Source organism: Gordonia hirsuta DSM 44140 = NBRC 16056, from assembly GCF_000333015.1.
Classification (GTDB): domain Bacteria; phylum Actinomycetota; class Actinomycetes; order Mycobacteriales; family Mycobacteriaceae; genus Gordonia; species Gordonia hirsuta.
Map to the genome: position 1 here is coordinate 21723 of NZ_BANT01000008.1, position 14259 is coordinate 35981.

Sequence of the window (14259 nt, forward strand, 5' to 3'; positions counted from 1 at the left end):
TTAAAGAGCAGTGGAACCGGACGGTCGGCTGCTGCGTCTAATGACTATGGGGGAATCCGGAGAACTGGCTCGAATGTTCGCCAGCCAGGACGGGCTGATCACCACGGCACAGGCGCTGGACTTCGATCTGAGCCGGAGCGAGATCCGGGGACGGCAGAAACGCGGTGAGTGGTTGCCCGTGGCGCAGCGCATCTGGCGACTCGCCACATATCCCTACACCGAACGAACGCTGGTGCGGGCGGCGGCCTGGGCGCACAACGGAGTACTCGACCGCACGACGGCGGCGTGGTGGCACGGGCTGATCCCGGACCTGCCGGAGCCGCTGACGCTGTCGACCGCCTACGCGGTCCCGAAGTCTCGGTGGACCGAATGCCCGGTGGACGTCCTGCGCCGGACATTCCCCGCCGAGGACCTGACCGAGATCGACGGTGTGCGAGTGACCGGCCGCGAGCTCTCGATACTCGGGACCGCGGGTCTGATCGACGACCCGGCGCACTTCCTCGATCGGCTGCTCCAGCAGGCGGAGGTGACCCGGGACGATTTGGAGAAGGCCCTGACTCGCAATCCCCGGGCGCAGGGGTTATCGCGCGCACGACGCCTGGTCGCGGTCCTGGATGCGGACACCCAATCCAAGGCAGAGGAGCTCTTCCGCCGACTTCTGAAAGATCAGGGCCTCGACGGCTGGGTGCAGCAGCACCCCTTCCACGGGTGGTCGATCGACTTCGCGTGGCCCGACCTCAAGGTGGCGGTAGAGATTGACGGGTGGGCGTATCACCGCGATCATAAGGCGTTCCTGCGAGACTCCCGCAAGCGCAACGCGCTCGCCCTCGCCGGCTGGATCACGCTCAGCTTCAGCTGGCACGACCTGACCAACGACCCGGCCGGCGCGATCGAGCTGCTTCTCACCGTTCTGCGCGAGCGGATGATCGTCTCCGGAACGTTCCTCTGAGAGTGTCGTCGGGGACGGTCGGCGATCGTCCCCGACGACACTCTCAGACGGCGCCGACGCGCAGCCGGGTGACGCCCGGGCGGCCTACGCCTCGGTGAGCCGGAGGAAGGCGTCGACGCCGGCGGCCACGTGCCGGCTCCGGGACTCGGCGCTGGGTTGCTCGTCGCCGAGGAGCCGGCCCAGCAGGGTCTCGCGGAACACCAGCCCGTAGAAGACCGACACGGCCTCGGCCGGGTCGGGAAGGTGCAGCACCCCCGCCTGGGCCAACCGGGTGAAGTAGCCGACCACCATCGGGAGCGCGCGCAGGTGCCCGTCCTCGCGCAATCGGCGGGACAACGACGGCGAGGTCGCCGCGACCCGGCACATGGTGATCGGCACCTCAGCGGTGAAGACCTCCAACAGCGCCTCGCCCACGGCATGGAGGGCGTCGCGCACCTCGGCGGCCGCGGGGACCGGCTGCTCGGTGAGCGGGGAGAGCAGATGAGTCACCTGCTCGGCCTGGGCCGCGATGACCGCCTGCAGCAGCCCGTCTTTATCGCCGAACCATGAGTACAGGGTCTCTTTGGAGGCCCGGGACCGGCTGGCGACACGGGCCATCGTCAGACCTTCGTATCCGCGGTCGACGAGCTCATCGGCGGCGGCCTGCACGATATCGCGGTGCCGCTGTTGCCGCTGCTCCCGCGGGATCCTGCCCAGGCGCTCGGTGGGCCCGGGTTGCTGCCACTTCACCCGGATACGGTAGCACCGCGCCGCCCCGCCGAATCGGCGTAGACAGGAGCTGGCGGCCGACCCCCGATCTGCCCGATTCCCGATGGGCGGGCCACGCACGGGTCAGGCGAACAGGTGCCCGCGGGTGACGTGGGCGAAGGCTCGCGGGCGGTCTCGGTGCACGCTGTGCCCGGCCTCGACCGTCACGAACGAGCCGGCCGGCAGTGCCTGGGCCAGACTGCGCAAGTGGCGGGGCGGCAGAAAACTGCGGGGTCCGCCGGAGACCACGACGGCGGGGGCCGAGACCCGGTCCAGCCCCTGCCACCAGTCGGTATCGATCTGCTGGAACTGTGCGCCCACCTGCTCGGGCATGGTCTTGTCGAAGCGCAGAAACGGCCGCGGATCGGCGACCAGGGCACCCAGGCCGCGCAGCCGCTCGCCCAGGCGCGCGCCGGGGGTGATCGCCTCGGCCAGATCGGCCGCGTCCCGGGGCATGGGCGGCGGCTCCTCGAGCACCAGCCGCCGCACCCGCTGCGGATGTGCCATCGCCAGCCGCAGGGCGGCGTGGGCGCCCAGCGAGTGGGCCACCACATCGGCGTGCGGCACCTCGAGTGCGTCGAGCACATAGGCCAGGTCGTCGCGGAAATCGTCCAGCCGGTAGTCGGCCCGTCCGCTGCGGCCGTGCCCGCGCAGGTCCACCCCGATCACGCGACGGCCTGCGGACTCCAGATCCGCGGCGATCCGCCGCCAGGTGGTGTGGTCGCCGCCCATCCCGTGCACCAGGAGCACCGGCGGATTGGTGGCGGGCGAACGCGGATGCCGGCCGGCGGTCACCGCCAGGGCGGGAGCGTCGTCGCGTCGGAGCACCTGCACGCACTCCACTCTAGAGGGTGTTCTCGGCTGCCGGCGGTGCCCCGGCTAGCGTGTGCGGTGTGCAGTCCTCCAGGTTCACCAGCGGCCTGATCTTCGCACTGGTGTCATCGTCGTCGTTCGGCCTGTCGGGAACCATCGCCAAATCCCTGCTCGACACCGGTTGGTCGGCCGGGGCGGCGGTGACCGCCCGGATCGCCGTGGCCGCCCTGGCGCTGCTGGCCCCGGCCGCGTTCGCGTTGCGCGGCCGGTTGCACCTGCTGGCCGATCGCCGGGTCCTGGGCACGATGGCCGGCTACGGGATGATCGCCGTAGCACTGCCGCAGCTGTGCTACTTCTACGCGGTGATGACCCTGCAGGTGGCCGTCGCGCTGCTGATCGAATTCACCGCGCCGGTGGCGGTGATGGTCTGGATGTGGCTGCGGCATCGGCAACGGCCGACCTGGCTGACGGTGGCCGGCGCCGCGATCGCGGCACTGGGGCTGGCGATGGTGCTGCAGATGTTCGGCGGGGTCAGCCTGGATACCGCGGGTGTGGCCTGGGCGCTGGGCGCGATGCTCGGCGCCGCCGGATACTTCATCCTCTCGGCGCATGCGGCCAGCGAACTGCCGGGGATCGCACTGGCCGCCGGCGGTCTGGTCGCCGCCGCGATCGGGCTCGGGGCCGCCGGGGCGGTCGGGGTGCTGCCGATGGCGATGGATACCAGCCGGGTCGAGCTGGGCGGACGGACCCTGCCGTGGTGGGTGGCCGTCGCGCTGCTGGCACTGGTCACCGCGGCCCTGGCCTATGTCACCGGAATCGCCGCGGGCCGCCGGTTGGGCGCGCGGCTGGCTTCCTTCATCGCCCTGACCGAGGTGCTGGCCGCGGTGATCTTCGCCTGGGCACTGATCGGGCAGGTGCCCGCACCGATCCAGTTCGCCGGCGGCGCGCTGATCCTGGTGGGCGTCGTCGGGGTCAAACTCGGCGAACGGATCCCGATCCGGACCGACCAACTCGACCTGCCCGGCGCCTGACCCGGTGTCCCGCCCCGACAGCGCCGCACCTGCCAGGCCGCACTATTCGAAACCGCAGTGGGCACCGTCGGTGAACTTCGGACGCGCTTTGAAGGTCACGACGCGCTCGTCACTGTCGTAGGCGGCGACCAGGTAGCGCCCACTGGCCGGACCCTGGAAGAAGTCCCCGAATCCGCTCGCCGACGAGACGGTGCACCGGCCGTGCCGGTAACCACGGTAGGCCTCAAGCACCTGCGTCCGCATGGAACCGACCCGCACCCCCTGTTCGGTCGCATTCCAGGTGAATTCTTCGATGGTCCCGCTCGGATCTGCACGGATGCCGGCCTCCATCCACACAGACGCGCTGCGTTTGAAGACGAAGAGTTCGGTCCCCGGCGGGAACATTCCTACCTCGACCTTCCGCCGCTCGAGGTAGGTGTCGGGAATCTTCGCCGATGAGTCGCCCACGTAGACGCCGCCGGCGCCGCCGAAAGTCAGCAGGCTGCTGGGACTCAAGGTGATACCGCCCGAACCCGACGACGACGGCTCTCGGCGGTCGCCCTTGCAGATATCGTCGGTGACACCACCGGAGGTCGGCGAGCCGGACCGCCGCAGCGACCGGTACGCCCAGACACCGTCGCACCAGCCGACATCACCGGCCCGCAGGTAGGTGGTGCTCTGCGGGTTGGCCGGACCGTTCTGCTGACTGCGTCCGGTCCCGGTGGCCTCGCTGCCGCCCCACGACTGCCAGGTGATGCTGCCCACACTGCTGGCCGCGGTCGAGGCGATGGAGATGCTGGCGGGCCGAACCGTCCCGAAGCCGACGGCGTAGCGCTCGAACTTGTCCCGGCCGAGCACCGGTTCCCCGTGCCCCTGCTGCTGCGCCGGGGCCGGCGATCCGCCGCAGCGGCACAGCACCACGGTGGTCACCGTGCCACGGCTGATATCGGCGCCGTCGCGATAGCCGATCCGGTAACCGGTGCCGGCCTTCTTGTCGGCCACGAAGGTGGCCACCCCGTCGTTGTCATCGGACGGTGTGCCGTACAACTGCACCGCCCGCGAGCCCGGGGTGCCCGCCTTGACGCCGTCGATCGTCACACCGCCGGCCCCGGCCGGATCGCCCGGGGCGATCGCGATCAGCGTGCGCTTCGCATCGAAGGTGTAGGTGCAGTCCTTCCAGACGATGATGATCCTGTCGCCGTCCCTGCGTCCCGCAGTGGGAAAGCCGGGGTTGGCCGCGACGACCTCGTCGAGACTCTGACCGATCGTCGCCTCACCCAGCCCCGTCGGAGCCAGGCGTCCCTTGGCCGCATCCACGTTCTGTGCCGCGGCCAGCCGGGCCGTGAGCTGCTCGGCGTTGTCGGCGGTCAGGAAGACGCCGCCGCCCTGTCGGCGACACAGTTGAGTGATGGGGCATCGGTGCGCAGACCGACCGCACTGATCCGCATGTCCGGTTTGGCGGTACGGATGGACTCGGCCGTCTCGCACAGATCGGGTGCGCAGTTGGATTCACCGTCGGAGATCAGCACCAGGGAGGATTCGGTGTCCGGCAGCAACTGCGCGCCCTGCTGCAGGGCCGTACCGATCGGGGTGCGGCCCTGCGGGACGATCCCGTCGAGTGCGGCAGCGAGCCCGGCCGCGTCGACAGCTCCCAGCGGCAGAACCACTTTGACGTCCGCGCAGGCCTGTGCCTCCGGTGCGTTCTGCCACGGCGTGTCGGCACCGAAGACCACCAGTCCGAACCGGGTCCCGGCGGGAAGGGAGTCCACCAGCGCCTGGGTCGCCGTCTTCGCCGCCGTCCAGCGCGGGCCGGGCGCGTCGTCGGTAGTCATCGACTCGGATGCGTCCAGAACGACGACGGTGGGAACCGCCGCCGCAGCGGACGGGTCCTGGGAACGGTGCGCGGTTCCTTCCACCTGCGTCGAACAGCCGGACAGGGCCAGCAACGCCACCGCGATCACAACCATCGTCTGCCAACGCCACATGAGGTTCCATTGAACTGTTCACCGGGTACGCGGCGAAAGTGCCATGCCTGTCATTCACCCGAAGAGAGGACACCAGGAACGCTCCCGACCGACGTCCGGCCGGGCATCGTGGACCCAAGCCGCCGGTATCGTGGGAGTTATGACCGACTCTGCAGCCCCCAGTCCGCTCGGTCCACTCGCCCCGTTCGCCGGTATCTGGCGCGGCAGCGGAACCGGGCACTATCCGACCATCGACGATTTCACGTACACCGAAGAGATCGAGCTGTCCCCGCCGCCGGGCAAGCCGTTCCTGTTCTACCGTTCGCGGACCTGGGACGGCGACGACGGCCGCCCGTTGCACACCGAGACCGGTTATCTGCGCTCGGCCGGGGAGCAGGTGGAGCTGCTGATCGTCCAGCCGACCGGCTTCGTCGAGATCCAGCGGGCTCCGCTGGCCGACGGCGTCCTGGACTTCACCGAACTGATCCTGGGCGCCTCACCGGATGCCAAGGACGTGAAGTCGGTACGACGCCGCTTCGTCCTGGACGGTGACGAGCTGAGCTACGACATGTGGATGGCCTTCGCGCACGTGCCGATGACCCACCACCTCAACGCCCGGCTGCATCGCGTCACCGACTGAGAACCGCCGCGCGAGAGCGCTGAGCCCATCCCCCGGGACCGCCCTCCCGCAGCCGAGATGCACGAACGCCCGCCCCGGCGAACCGGAGCGGGCGTTCGTGACTGACCGAAGCGGTCAAGACATCAGGGACCTACAGGTCACTTGATGATCTTGGTGACGCGGCCGGCACCGACGGTGCGGCCACCCTCGCGGATAGCGAAGCGCAGGCCCTCGTCCATGGCGACCGGCTGGATCAGCTTGACGCTCATCTCGGTGTTGTCGCCCGGCATGACCATCTCGGTGCCCTCGGGGAGGGTCACGACGCCGGTCACGTCCGTGGTACGGAAGTAGAACTGCGGACGGTAGTTGTTGAAGAACGGGGTGTGACGGCCACCCTCGTCCTTCGACAGGATGTACGCCTGGCCCTCGAACTCGGTGTGCGGGGTGGTGGTGCCCGGCTTCACGATGACCTGGCCACGCTCGACGTCCTCACGCTTGAGGCCACGGAGCAGCAGACCGGCGTTGTCGCCGGCCTGAGCCGAGTCCAGCAGCTTGTGGAACATCTCGATGCCGGTGACGATGGTCTTGGTCGAATCGGGACGGATGCCCACGATCTCGACCTCGTCGTTCACGTTGATCTCGCCGCGCTCGACACGACCGGTGACGACGGTGCCGCGACCGGTGATGGTGAACACGTCCTCGACGGGCATCAGGAACGGCTTCTCGGTCTCACGGACCGGGTCCGGCACCGACTCGTCGACGGCAGCCATCAGGTCCTGAACCGACTTGACCCACTTCTCTTCGCCCTCGAGCGCCTTCAGCGCCGAGATCGGGATGACCGGAGCCTCCTCGTCGAAGTCCTGGGCGGCCAGCAGTTCGCGGACCTCCATCTCGACGAGCTCCATGATCTCCTCATCGTCGACCATATCGGCCTTGTTGAGGGCGACCAGGATGTAAGGAACACCGACCTGACGGGCCAGCAGCACGTGCTCGCGGGTCTGCGGCATCGGGCCGTCGGTGGCTGCCACGACCAGGATCGCACCATCCATCTGAGCGGCGCCGGTGATCATGTTCTTGATGTAGTCGGCGTGACCCGGGGCGTCGACGTGCGCGTAGTGGCGCTTGTCGGTCTGGTACTCGACGTGGGAGATGTTGATCGTGATACCACGAGCCTTCTCCTCCGGCGCCTTGTCGATCTGATCGAAAGCGAAGCTCTCGTTCAGATCCGGGTACTGGTCAGCCAGCACCTTGGTGATGGCAGCCGTCGTGGTGGTCTTGCCGTGGTCGACGTGACCGATGGTGCCGATGTTCACGTGCGGCTTGGTCCGCTCGAACTTCGCCTTCGCCACTTGTGTCCTCCTGGACTCTGTCCGCCGGGTTTCTCCCGGCGGAGGTTTACTTACAGTTTCAGTTTATTGCGCCGAGGCGCGGTCCGCGGAAGCGGGCCGGGGAGTAACGAACTACTCGCCCGTCGCCTTCGCGATGATCTCCTTCGCCACGTTCGCCGGAACCTCGGCGTACGAGTCGAAAACCATGGAGTAGTTAGCCCGGCCCTGAGTCTTCGACCGAAGGTCGCCGATGTAGCCGAACATCTCCGACAGCGGAACCGCAGCCTTCACGACGCGGGCACCGCTGCGCTCCTCCATGGCCTGGATCTGGCCACGGCGGGAGTTCAGGTCGCCGATGACATCGCCCATGTAGTCCTCGGGAGTCGTGACCTCGACGGCCATGATCGGCTCCAGAATGACGGGCTGTGCCAGGCGTGCAGCCTCTTTGAGAGCCTGCGAGCCGGCGATCTTGAAGGCCATCTCCGAGGAGTCGACGTCGTGGTACTGACCGTCGAGGAGGGTGACCTTCAGGTTGACCAGCGGGTAGCCGGCCAGGACGCCGTACTGCATCGCGTCCTGCGCACCGGCATCCACCGACGGGATGTACTCGCGCGGGACACGACCGCCGGTGACGGCGTTGTCGAACTCGTAGGTGGCACCGTCTTCGGCGTCGACCAGCGGCTCGAGCTTGATGATGACCTTGGCGAACTGGCCCGAGCCACCCGTCTGCTTCTTGTGGGTGAACTCGTGCTTGTCGACGGTCTTGCGGATCGTCTCGCGGTAGGCCACCTGCGGCTTACCGACGTTGGCCTCGACCTTGAACTCACGCTTCATGCGGTCGACCAGGATGTCGAGGTGGAGCTCGCCCATACCGCCGATGACGGTCTGGCCGGTCTCCTCGTCCAGGTGCACCGAGAAGGTCGGGTCCTCTTCGGCCAGTTTCTGGATCGCGGTGCCCAGCTTCTCCTGGTCGGACTTGGTCTTCGGCTCGATCGAGACGTTGATGACCGGATCCGGGAAGGTCATGGACTCCAGGACGATCGGGTGCGCCATATCGCTCAGGGTGTCACCGGTGGTGGTGTCCTTGAGGCCGATCACGGCGTAGATGTGGCCGGCCACGGCGTCGTCGACCGGGTTCTCCTTGTTGGCATGCATCTGGAAGAGCTTGCCGATGCGCTCCTTCTTGCCCTTGGTCGCATTGAGGACCTGGGTGCCCGGATCGACGCGGCCGGAGTAGACGCGGACGAAGGTCAGCTTGCCGAAGAACGGGTGCGCGGCGATCTTGAACGCCAGCGCCGAGAAGGGCTCGCTGACATCCGGCTTACGGATGAGCTTGGCGCTCTCGTCGCCGGGGACGTGGCCCTCGATCTCGCCGATGTCCAGCGGGTTCGGCAGGTAGTCGACGACGGCGTCGAGCACCGGCTGGATGCCCTTGTTCTTGAACGCGGTGCCGCACAGGATCGGGTAGATCTCGGAGTTGATCGTGAGCTTGCGGATCGCGCCCTTGATCTCGTCGACGGTCAGTTCCTCGCCGCCGAAGTACTTCTCCATGAGCTCTTCGTCGGACTCGGCGACGACCTCGAGCAGCTTCTCGCGGTACTCGGCGGCCTTGTCGGCCAGATCCGCGGGGATCTCCTCGATGGTGGCCTCGGTGCCGATCTCGGTGGTGCCACGCCAGGTCAGCGCCCGCATCTCGACCAGGTCGACGACGCCCTCGAAGGAATCCTCGGCACCGATCGGCAGCTGCATCACCAGCGGCTTGGCGCCGAGGCGATCGATGATCGTCTGCACGGTGAAGTAGAAGTCCGCGCCCATCTTGTCCATCTTGTTGACGAAGCAGATGCGGGGGACGTCGTACTTGGTGGCCTGGCGCCAGACCTGCTCGGACTGGGGCTCCACGCCCTCCTTGCCGTCGAAGACGGCGACGGCGCCGTCGAGCACACGCAGGGCGCGCTCGACCTCGACGGTGAAGTCGACGTGGCCGGGGGTGTCGATGACGTTGATCTGGTTGTCGTGCCAGAAGCAGGTCACGGCGGCGGAGGTGATGGTGATACCCCGCTCCTTTTCCTGCTCCATCCAGTCGGTCGTCGACGCACCGTCGTGGGTCTCACCGATCTTGTAGTTGACACCCGTGTAGTAGAGGATGCGCTCGGTGGTGGTGGTCTTGCCGGCATCGATGTGAGCCATGATGCCGATGTTGCGGACCTTGGTGAGGTCGTTCAGCACTTCTTGTGCCATTGCGTTCCTTCGGAAGTTTTCGGACTAGGGACGATCAGCGACCGCGCGGGCGCTCGGCGCCGGGCCGGACGGACCCGGGCTGCGAGCAGCCCCGCGCGGAGGCGATCACCAGCGGTAGTGGGCGAAGGCGCGGTTGGCCTCTGCCATCTTGTGGGTGTCCTCGCGACGCTTCACCGAGGCGCCCAGGCCGTTGGAGGCGTCCAGCAGCTCGTTGGCCAGACGCTCGACCATCGTCTTCTCCCGGCGCTGCCGACTGAAGGTGACCAGCCAGCGCAGTGCCAGGGTGTTGGCGCGGCCCGGCTTGACCTCGATCGGGACCTGGTAGGTGGCGCCACCGACGCGGCGGCTCTTCACCTCGAGGGTCGGCTTGACGTTGTCCAGCGCACGCTTGAGCGTGATGACCGGATCGGTGCCGGTCTTGTCGCGGGTCTGCTCCAGGGCCTGGTAGACGATCCGCTCGGCGGTCGACTTCTTGCCGTCCAGCAGGATCTTGTTGACCAGCTGGGTGACCAGGGTCGAGCCGTAGACCGGGTCGTTGATCAGCGGGCGCTTAGGCGCGGGTCCTTTACGTGGCATTTAGATCAGTTCCCCTTCTTGGCGCCGTAACGGCTGCGAGCCTGCTTGCGGTCCTTGACACCCTGGGTGTCCAAGGAGCCGCGAACGATGCGGTAGCGAACACCGGGGAGGTCCTTCACACGACCACCGCGGACGAGCACCATCGAGTGCTCCTGCAGGTTGTGGCCCTCACCCGGGATGTAAGCGGTGACCTCGACGCCACTGGTCAGGCGCACACGGGCGACCTTGCGAAGAGCGGAGTTCGGCTTCTTCGGGGTGGTGGTGTACACGCGGGTGCACACGCCACGACGCTGCGGGCTGCCCTTCAGGGCGGCGGTCTTCTTGATGGAAGACTTGTCTTTACGGCCCTTGCGGACCAGCTGATTAATAGTTGGCACTGAGTTCTTTCTCCTCGTGACCGGCACCCTGCCGATCGTTCTTCGCTGTCGCGGTTTGTGCTCCGGGCAGGCCACTCGATCCGCACCACGCGGCACCGAGCAACTTCCGCAACTCGCCCCACCAGAACATTCGCCCTGGTCAGTGGGTTATCCTTAACCCGAGGTCGGGCGTGTCGTACCAGGTACGACTCGTTCACGACGCACCATCTCCACCGCGTCTGCACCCGGCGAAAATGGGCAGCATCCAGCTGGCTGGACGCCGACGGATCACTCTACCGGCCTGATTTCGACAGGTCAAAATGCTTACCGATGCGCGAATCAGCCGGACCGCAGGCACTCCCCCGCTGATACCGACTGGCCGGTACCGCCGACGACTGCCACTATGGCTCAAGTGCCATCCTTGCTGACCTCGCTCGTCCGGCCGACGTTCCGCCACCCCGCCCGGCGCGGGAAGCTGCTCGTCCTCGTGGCGATCGTGATCTTCTCGCTGTCACTGCGCGCAGCGGTCACCTCGCTCACCCCGCTGCTGGGCCGGATCTCGGCTGATCTGCAGTTCGGGCATGCGATCACCGGCATTCTGGGCATGCTGCCGACCCTGATGTTCGGCATCGCCGGGCTGGTGGGTGCGGGCCTGGGCCGGCGCTTCGGGCTCGAGGTCGCAACGCTGGCGGCCGTGGTGATCACCGTGTTGGGCACCGGTCTGCGGGCGCTCTCGTCCGACGCATGGTCGCTGATCGTGCTCTCGGGTGTGGCGCTGTTCGGGATGGGGCTGGGCAACATCCTGATTCCGCCGCTGGTGAAGCGGTACTTCGGAGACCGGATCGCCGCGGTGTCCACCATCTACATCCTGTTCGTCCAGCTGGGCACCACGGTGCCTGCGGCGGTGGCAGTGCCCCTGGCCGATGCCGCGGGCTGGCGGACGTCGCTGGCGGTGTGGGCCCTGATCCCGCTGATGGCGGTGCTGCCCTGGATCGGGGTGGTGCGGCAGCGGCGCCGGCATGTGGCCGACGGCGCCGACAACGTCTCGCCGCCGCGGCTGCCGGTCTGGCGTTCACCCCTTGCGTGGGGTCTGGTGCTGATGTTCGGCATGACCTCGCTGATGACCTACTCGTTGTTCACCTGGATGCCCGAGGTCCTCACCGCCGCCGGCAGCAGCGAATCGCTGGGCGGACTGGCGGTGGCTGTGTTCTCCGGCGTCGGCTTCCTGGCCACCTTCGTCGCACCGTGGCTGTCGATCCGGTTCGCCAACCCGTTCGGCTTCGTCGTCCTGTTCGGCGTCTGCATGCTGATCGGACTGGCGGGTCTGCGCTGGGCACCGCTGAACGGGACGCTGGCCTGGGCGCTGCTGGCCGGGATCGGGGTGAGCTCGTTCCCGATGTCGCTGACCCTGATCAATGTGCGTACCCGCACCAGCGCCGGATCGGCCTCCCTGTCCGGTTTCGGCCAGGGCGTGGGCTACTTGATCGCGTGCACCGGGCCGTTGCTGTTCGGCGTCCTGCACGACGCCACCGGCGACTGGGACGTGCCGTTCCTGATGCTGGTGGTCGCATGTCTGGTCATGATCGCCGGCGCCTGGGTGATCTGCCGGCCCCGGTATCTGGAAGACACCCTCGCCGCCGAGGGCTGATGCGACGCCGGATGGGCAGCCGCCGGCGTATCGGCGGTGTCCAGAATCTGAACACTGCACAGCGCCCCGGCAGTGCCATGCTGGGATGACCGTGGATCAGCGCCCCGCTCGATGATCCGCCCTGTGGACCGCACTTCGCAGCGCTGCCGCTCGCGCGCTGCGAAGCTGCATACAAGCCCACCGGCCGTTCTCCCCCGACTCGGCCGGTGGGCTTGTTCCATTTCCGCCGCCGCCACCCGCCTCCGGCCGGGGGCCATTAACCCCCAGTAACCTCCGGCCCGGCCACGCATCCGCCTCCCGGCCGGGCCGTTTCGTGCCACAGTGGAATGGTGTCCCCCACACTCCCGCAGCGGCCGGTGATCGCGGCGGCGTGGGAGCGAGCCCGGTCCCGCGGGCTCACCCCCACCGATCGCCCCGAACCGATCCTCTCCGACGTCGCCGACGCCGACCCCCTGCTCGATGCCGCACGCCCGGTCCTGGACCGGGCGGCCGAGTCGCTGCACGGCTCGTCCACCGCCCTGCTGCTGGTGGATCACCAGAGCCGGATGGTCGCTCGCGTCTCCGCCGACTCCACTCTCGAGCGCACGCTGGCCGATGCCGGTGCGGTGGTCGGCGCCGACTTCACCGAGAACGCGATGGGCACCACCGCTTTGGGGACCCCCGCCGAGATCCGCGGCGATCTGGTGATCAACAGCGGCGAGCATTATCTGGAGCAGTTCCGCTCCCTCAGCTGCTTCGGTCAGCCGATCATCCACCCGTCCACGCGGCGGGTCGTGGGCATCCTCTGCCTGACCCAGGCTTCGGCGCGAATGAATCCGCTGTCGGCACCGCTGGTCCGCGGCATCGTGTCCGATATCGCCGACCGGCTGCTGTCGCGCTCACATCTGGCTCACCGTCAGGTGATCACCGCCTTCGAGCGGATCGCCGAACGCCGCGACTTCGCCGTCGCCGCCATCGGCGACGATCTCCAGCTCACCAATGCTCTCGCCGCCGCCCTGCTGGCTCCCGCCGACTTCGGCACCCTTCGCCTGTTCCTCGACGAGCGCGACGTGCCGTCGGCGGTGACCCTGGTGTCCGGGGTGACCGTCGACGTCCAGGCCGAGGTGATCGACGGCGGCGGACGCGCCGCCGTCTTCACCCTGCGCCCCCGGATGGAACCGGTCCCGGCCGGCTCGCTGGCGACACCGGCCGCGGTGGGTACGGCGACGGCGCCGACGGTCGCGGTCTGCGGTGAGCCCGGCACCGGCCGCACCACGCGGGCGCACACCGTCGTCCCCGCCGCACAGGCGACCGTCGTCGATGTGCCCGCAGCGCTGCTGGCCGGAACGCCCATCGATCTGGCGGCGACGCTGCGACTGGCGCGCCGCCGCGGGCACGGAGTCGTGATCGACGGCGCCGACCTGCTCGACGACCGGGCATTGCAGTTGCTGCAGACCGCGGTGACGTCCCGGTCGCCGGAGGAACCACCGCTGGTTCTGGTGACCGGACCACCCGAATCGCTGTCCCCGGCAGCGGCCGCGGTGATCGCGCGCTGCCGGCGCCGCACCACACTGCCGCCGCTGCGACAGCGCACCACGGAGCTGGCCGCCCTCGGCCAGGAGCTGCTGGATGCCCGGCAGCCGCGGCTGACGCTGAGCGCCGACGCCGCCGACTCCCTGGTCTCCCAGGAATGGCCGGGCAATCTCAGCGAATTCGCGATGGTGCTCGCGGAGGCGGCGGCGACCGCCGAACAGCGCGGGTCACGGCGGGTCGACATCGTCGACCTGCCCGCCGATTACCGGAGCACCACGCGTGCCAGCCGGCTCCTCGGTCTGGAGCAGGCCGAGCGCCTGGCCATCATCGAGGCCCTCGACGTCGCCGACGGCAACAAGAGCCACGCGGCCAAACGTCTGGGTATCAGCCGCACCACCCTGTACGCGCGCATCCGGGCCCTGGGCATCCGCTGACCCGTCCCGGCAGCCCGCACCCCTTTCCCGCACTCACTTCCGTCGCGCGCCGCCGGTGGGTGGAC

General features: G+C 68.4%; 13 protein-coding genes. 5 read left to right on the forward strand and 8 right to left on the reverse strand.

All coding sequences use genetic code 11. The annotated features are described in order from the left end of the window. The first annotated feature begins 46 nt into the window (after positions 1-46). Positions 47-949 carry a DUF559 domain-containing protein gene (locus tag GOHSU_RS03380; RefSeq protein WP_024332761.1) on the forward strand — a complete coding sequence of 301 codons (903 nt, stop codon included), beginning with the start codon at positions 47-49 and terminating at the stop codon, positions 947-949. A gap of 84 nt (positions 950-1033) precedes the next feature. On the opposite strand, the gene GOHSU_RS03385 is transcribed toward GOHSU_RS03380, so the two are convergent. Then, positions 1034-1678 carry a TetR/AcrR family transcriptional regulator gene (locus GOHSU_RS03385; RefSeq protein WP_005936844.1) on the reverse strand — a complete coding sequence of 215 codons (645 nt, stop codon included), beginning with the start codon at positions 1676-1678 and terminating at the stop codon, positions 1034-1036. A gap of 102 nt (positions 1679-1780) precedes the next feature. Beyond that, positions 1781-2530, reverse strand: coding sequence for an alpha/beta fold hydrolase (locus tag GOHSU_RS03390; RefSeq protein WP_005936848.1), 750 nt, complete (start codon positions 2528-2530; stop codon positions 1781-1783). A gap of 50 nt (positions 2531-2580) precedes the next feature. On the opposite strand from GOHSU_RS03390, the gene GOHSU_RS03395 reads away from it, so the two are divergent. Continuing rightward, on the forward strand, positions 2581-3540 hold the full coding sequence (locus GOHSU_RS03395) for an EamA family transporter (protein WP_005936850.1): 960 nt from the start codon (positions 2581-2583) through the stop codon (positions 3538-3540). A 42-nt stretch (positions 3541-3582) separates the two neighbouring features. On the opposite strand, the gene GOHSU_RS16190 is transcribed toward GOHSU_RS03395, so the two are convergent. After that, positions 3583-4836: a hypothetical protein gene (locus GOHSU_RS16190; RefSeq protein WP_005936853.1), complete on the reverse strand. Its 1254-nt coding sequence runs from the start codon at positions 4834-4836 to the stop codon at positions 3583-3585. Between the two features lie 50 nt (positions 4837-4886). Next, positions 4887-5504 (reverse strand): vWA domain-containing protein, encoded by a 618-nt coding sequence (locus GOHSU_RS16195; RefSeq protein ID WP_005936856.1) that lies wholly within the window; start codon positions 5502-5504, stop codon positions 4887-4889. A gap of 139 nt (positions 5505-5643) precedes the next feature. Between GOHSU_RS16195 and GOHSU_RS03405 the strand changes: the two genes are divergently transcribed. Then, positions 5644-6123, forward strand: a complete 480-nt coding sequence (locus GOHSU_RS03405) for a heme-binding beta-barrel domain-containing protein (RefSeq protein ID WP_005936859.1) — start codon at positions 5644-5646, stop codon at positions 6121-6123. Positions 6124-6260: 137 nt separating this feature from the next. Here the strand turns inward: GOHSU_RS03405 and tuf are convergent, their stop codons facing one another. From tuf to rpsL, 4 genes are all read right to left on the reverse strand, one after another. Next, positions 6261-7451: an elongation factor Tu gene (tuf, locus tag GOHSU_RS03410; protein WP_005936861.1), complete on the reverse strand. Its 1191-nt coding sequence runs from the start codon at positions 7449-7451 to the stop codon at positions 6261-6263. 111 nt (positions 7452-7562) lie between these two features. Then, positions 7563-9668 (reverse strand): elongation factor G, encoded by a 2106-nt coding sequence (fusA, locus tag GOHSU_RS03415; protein WP_005936863.1) that lies wholly within the window; start codon positions 9666-9668, stop codon positions 7563-7565. A gap of 105 nt (positions 9669-9773) precedes the next feature. Further along, the gene (gene rpsG, locus GOHSU_RS03420; protein WP_005936866.1) at positions 9774-10244 is read right to left on the reverse strand and encodes a 30S ribosomal protein S7; all 471 of its coding nucleotides are present in this window, start codon (positions 10242-10244) and stop codon (positions 9774-9776) included. A gap of 5 nt (positions 10245-10249) precedes the next feature. Further along, entirely contained in the window at positions 10250-10621 is a 372-nt protein-coding gene (gene rpsL / locus GOHSU_RS03425) for a 30S ribosomal protein S12 (RefSeq protein ID WP_005936869.1), read from the reverse strand. 382 nt (positions 10622-11003) lie between these two features. Here rpsL and GOHSU_RS03430 point away from each other — a divergent pair, with 382 nt between their 5' ends. Together GOHSU_RS03430 and GOHSU_RS03435 are read left to right on the forward strand one after the other, a co-directional pair. Then, on the forward strand, positions 11004-12248 hold the full coding sequence (locus tag GOHSU_RS03430; RefSeq protein ID WP_005936871.1) for a CynX/NimT family MFS transporter: 1245 nt from the start codon (positions 11004-11006) through the stop codon (positions 12246-12248). Positions 12249-12574: 326 nt separating this feature from the next. Continuing rightward, positions 12575-14194 (forward strand): helix-turn-helix domain-containing protein, encoded by a 1620-nt coding sequence (locus GOHSU_RS03435; RefSeq protein WP_029759945.1) that lies wholly within the window; start codon positions 12575-12577, stop codon positions 14192-14194. Positions 14195-14259: the final 65 nt, after the last annotated feature.

Coding starts and splice junctions, on each gene's coding strand:
- GOHSU_RS03380 (WP_024332761.1), top strand. CDS start 47: ATGGGGGAATCCGGAGAACTGGCTCGAATGTTCGCCAGCCAGGACGGG.
- GOHSU_RS16195 (WP_005936856.1), bottom strand. CDS start 5,504: ATGTGGCGTTGGCAGACGATGGTTGTGATCGCGGTGGCGTTGCTGGCC.
- GOHSU_RS03405 (WP_005936859.1), top strand. CDS start 5,644: ATGACCGACTCTGCAGCCCCCAGTCCGCTCGGTCCACTCGCCCCGTTC.
- fusA (WP_005936863.1), bottom strand. CDS start 9,668: ATGGCACAAGAAGTGCTGAACGACCTCACCAAGGTCCGCAACATCGGC.
- rpsG (WP_005936866.1), bottom strand. CDS start 10,244: ATGCCACGTAAAGGACCCGCGCCTAAGCGCCCGCTGATCAACGACCCG.
- GOHSU_RS03430 (WP_005936871.1), top strand. CDS start 11,004: ATGGCTCAAGTGCCATCCTTGCTGACCTCGCTCGTCCGGCCGACGTTC.
- GOHSU_RS03435 (WP_029759945.1), top strand. CDS start 12,575: ATGGTGTCCCCCACACTCCCGCAGCGGCCGGTGATCGCGGCGGCGTGG.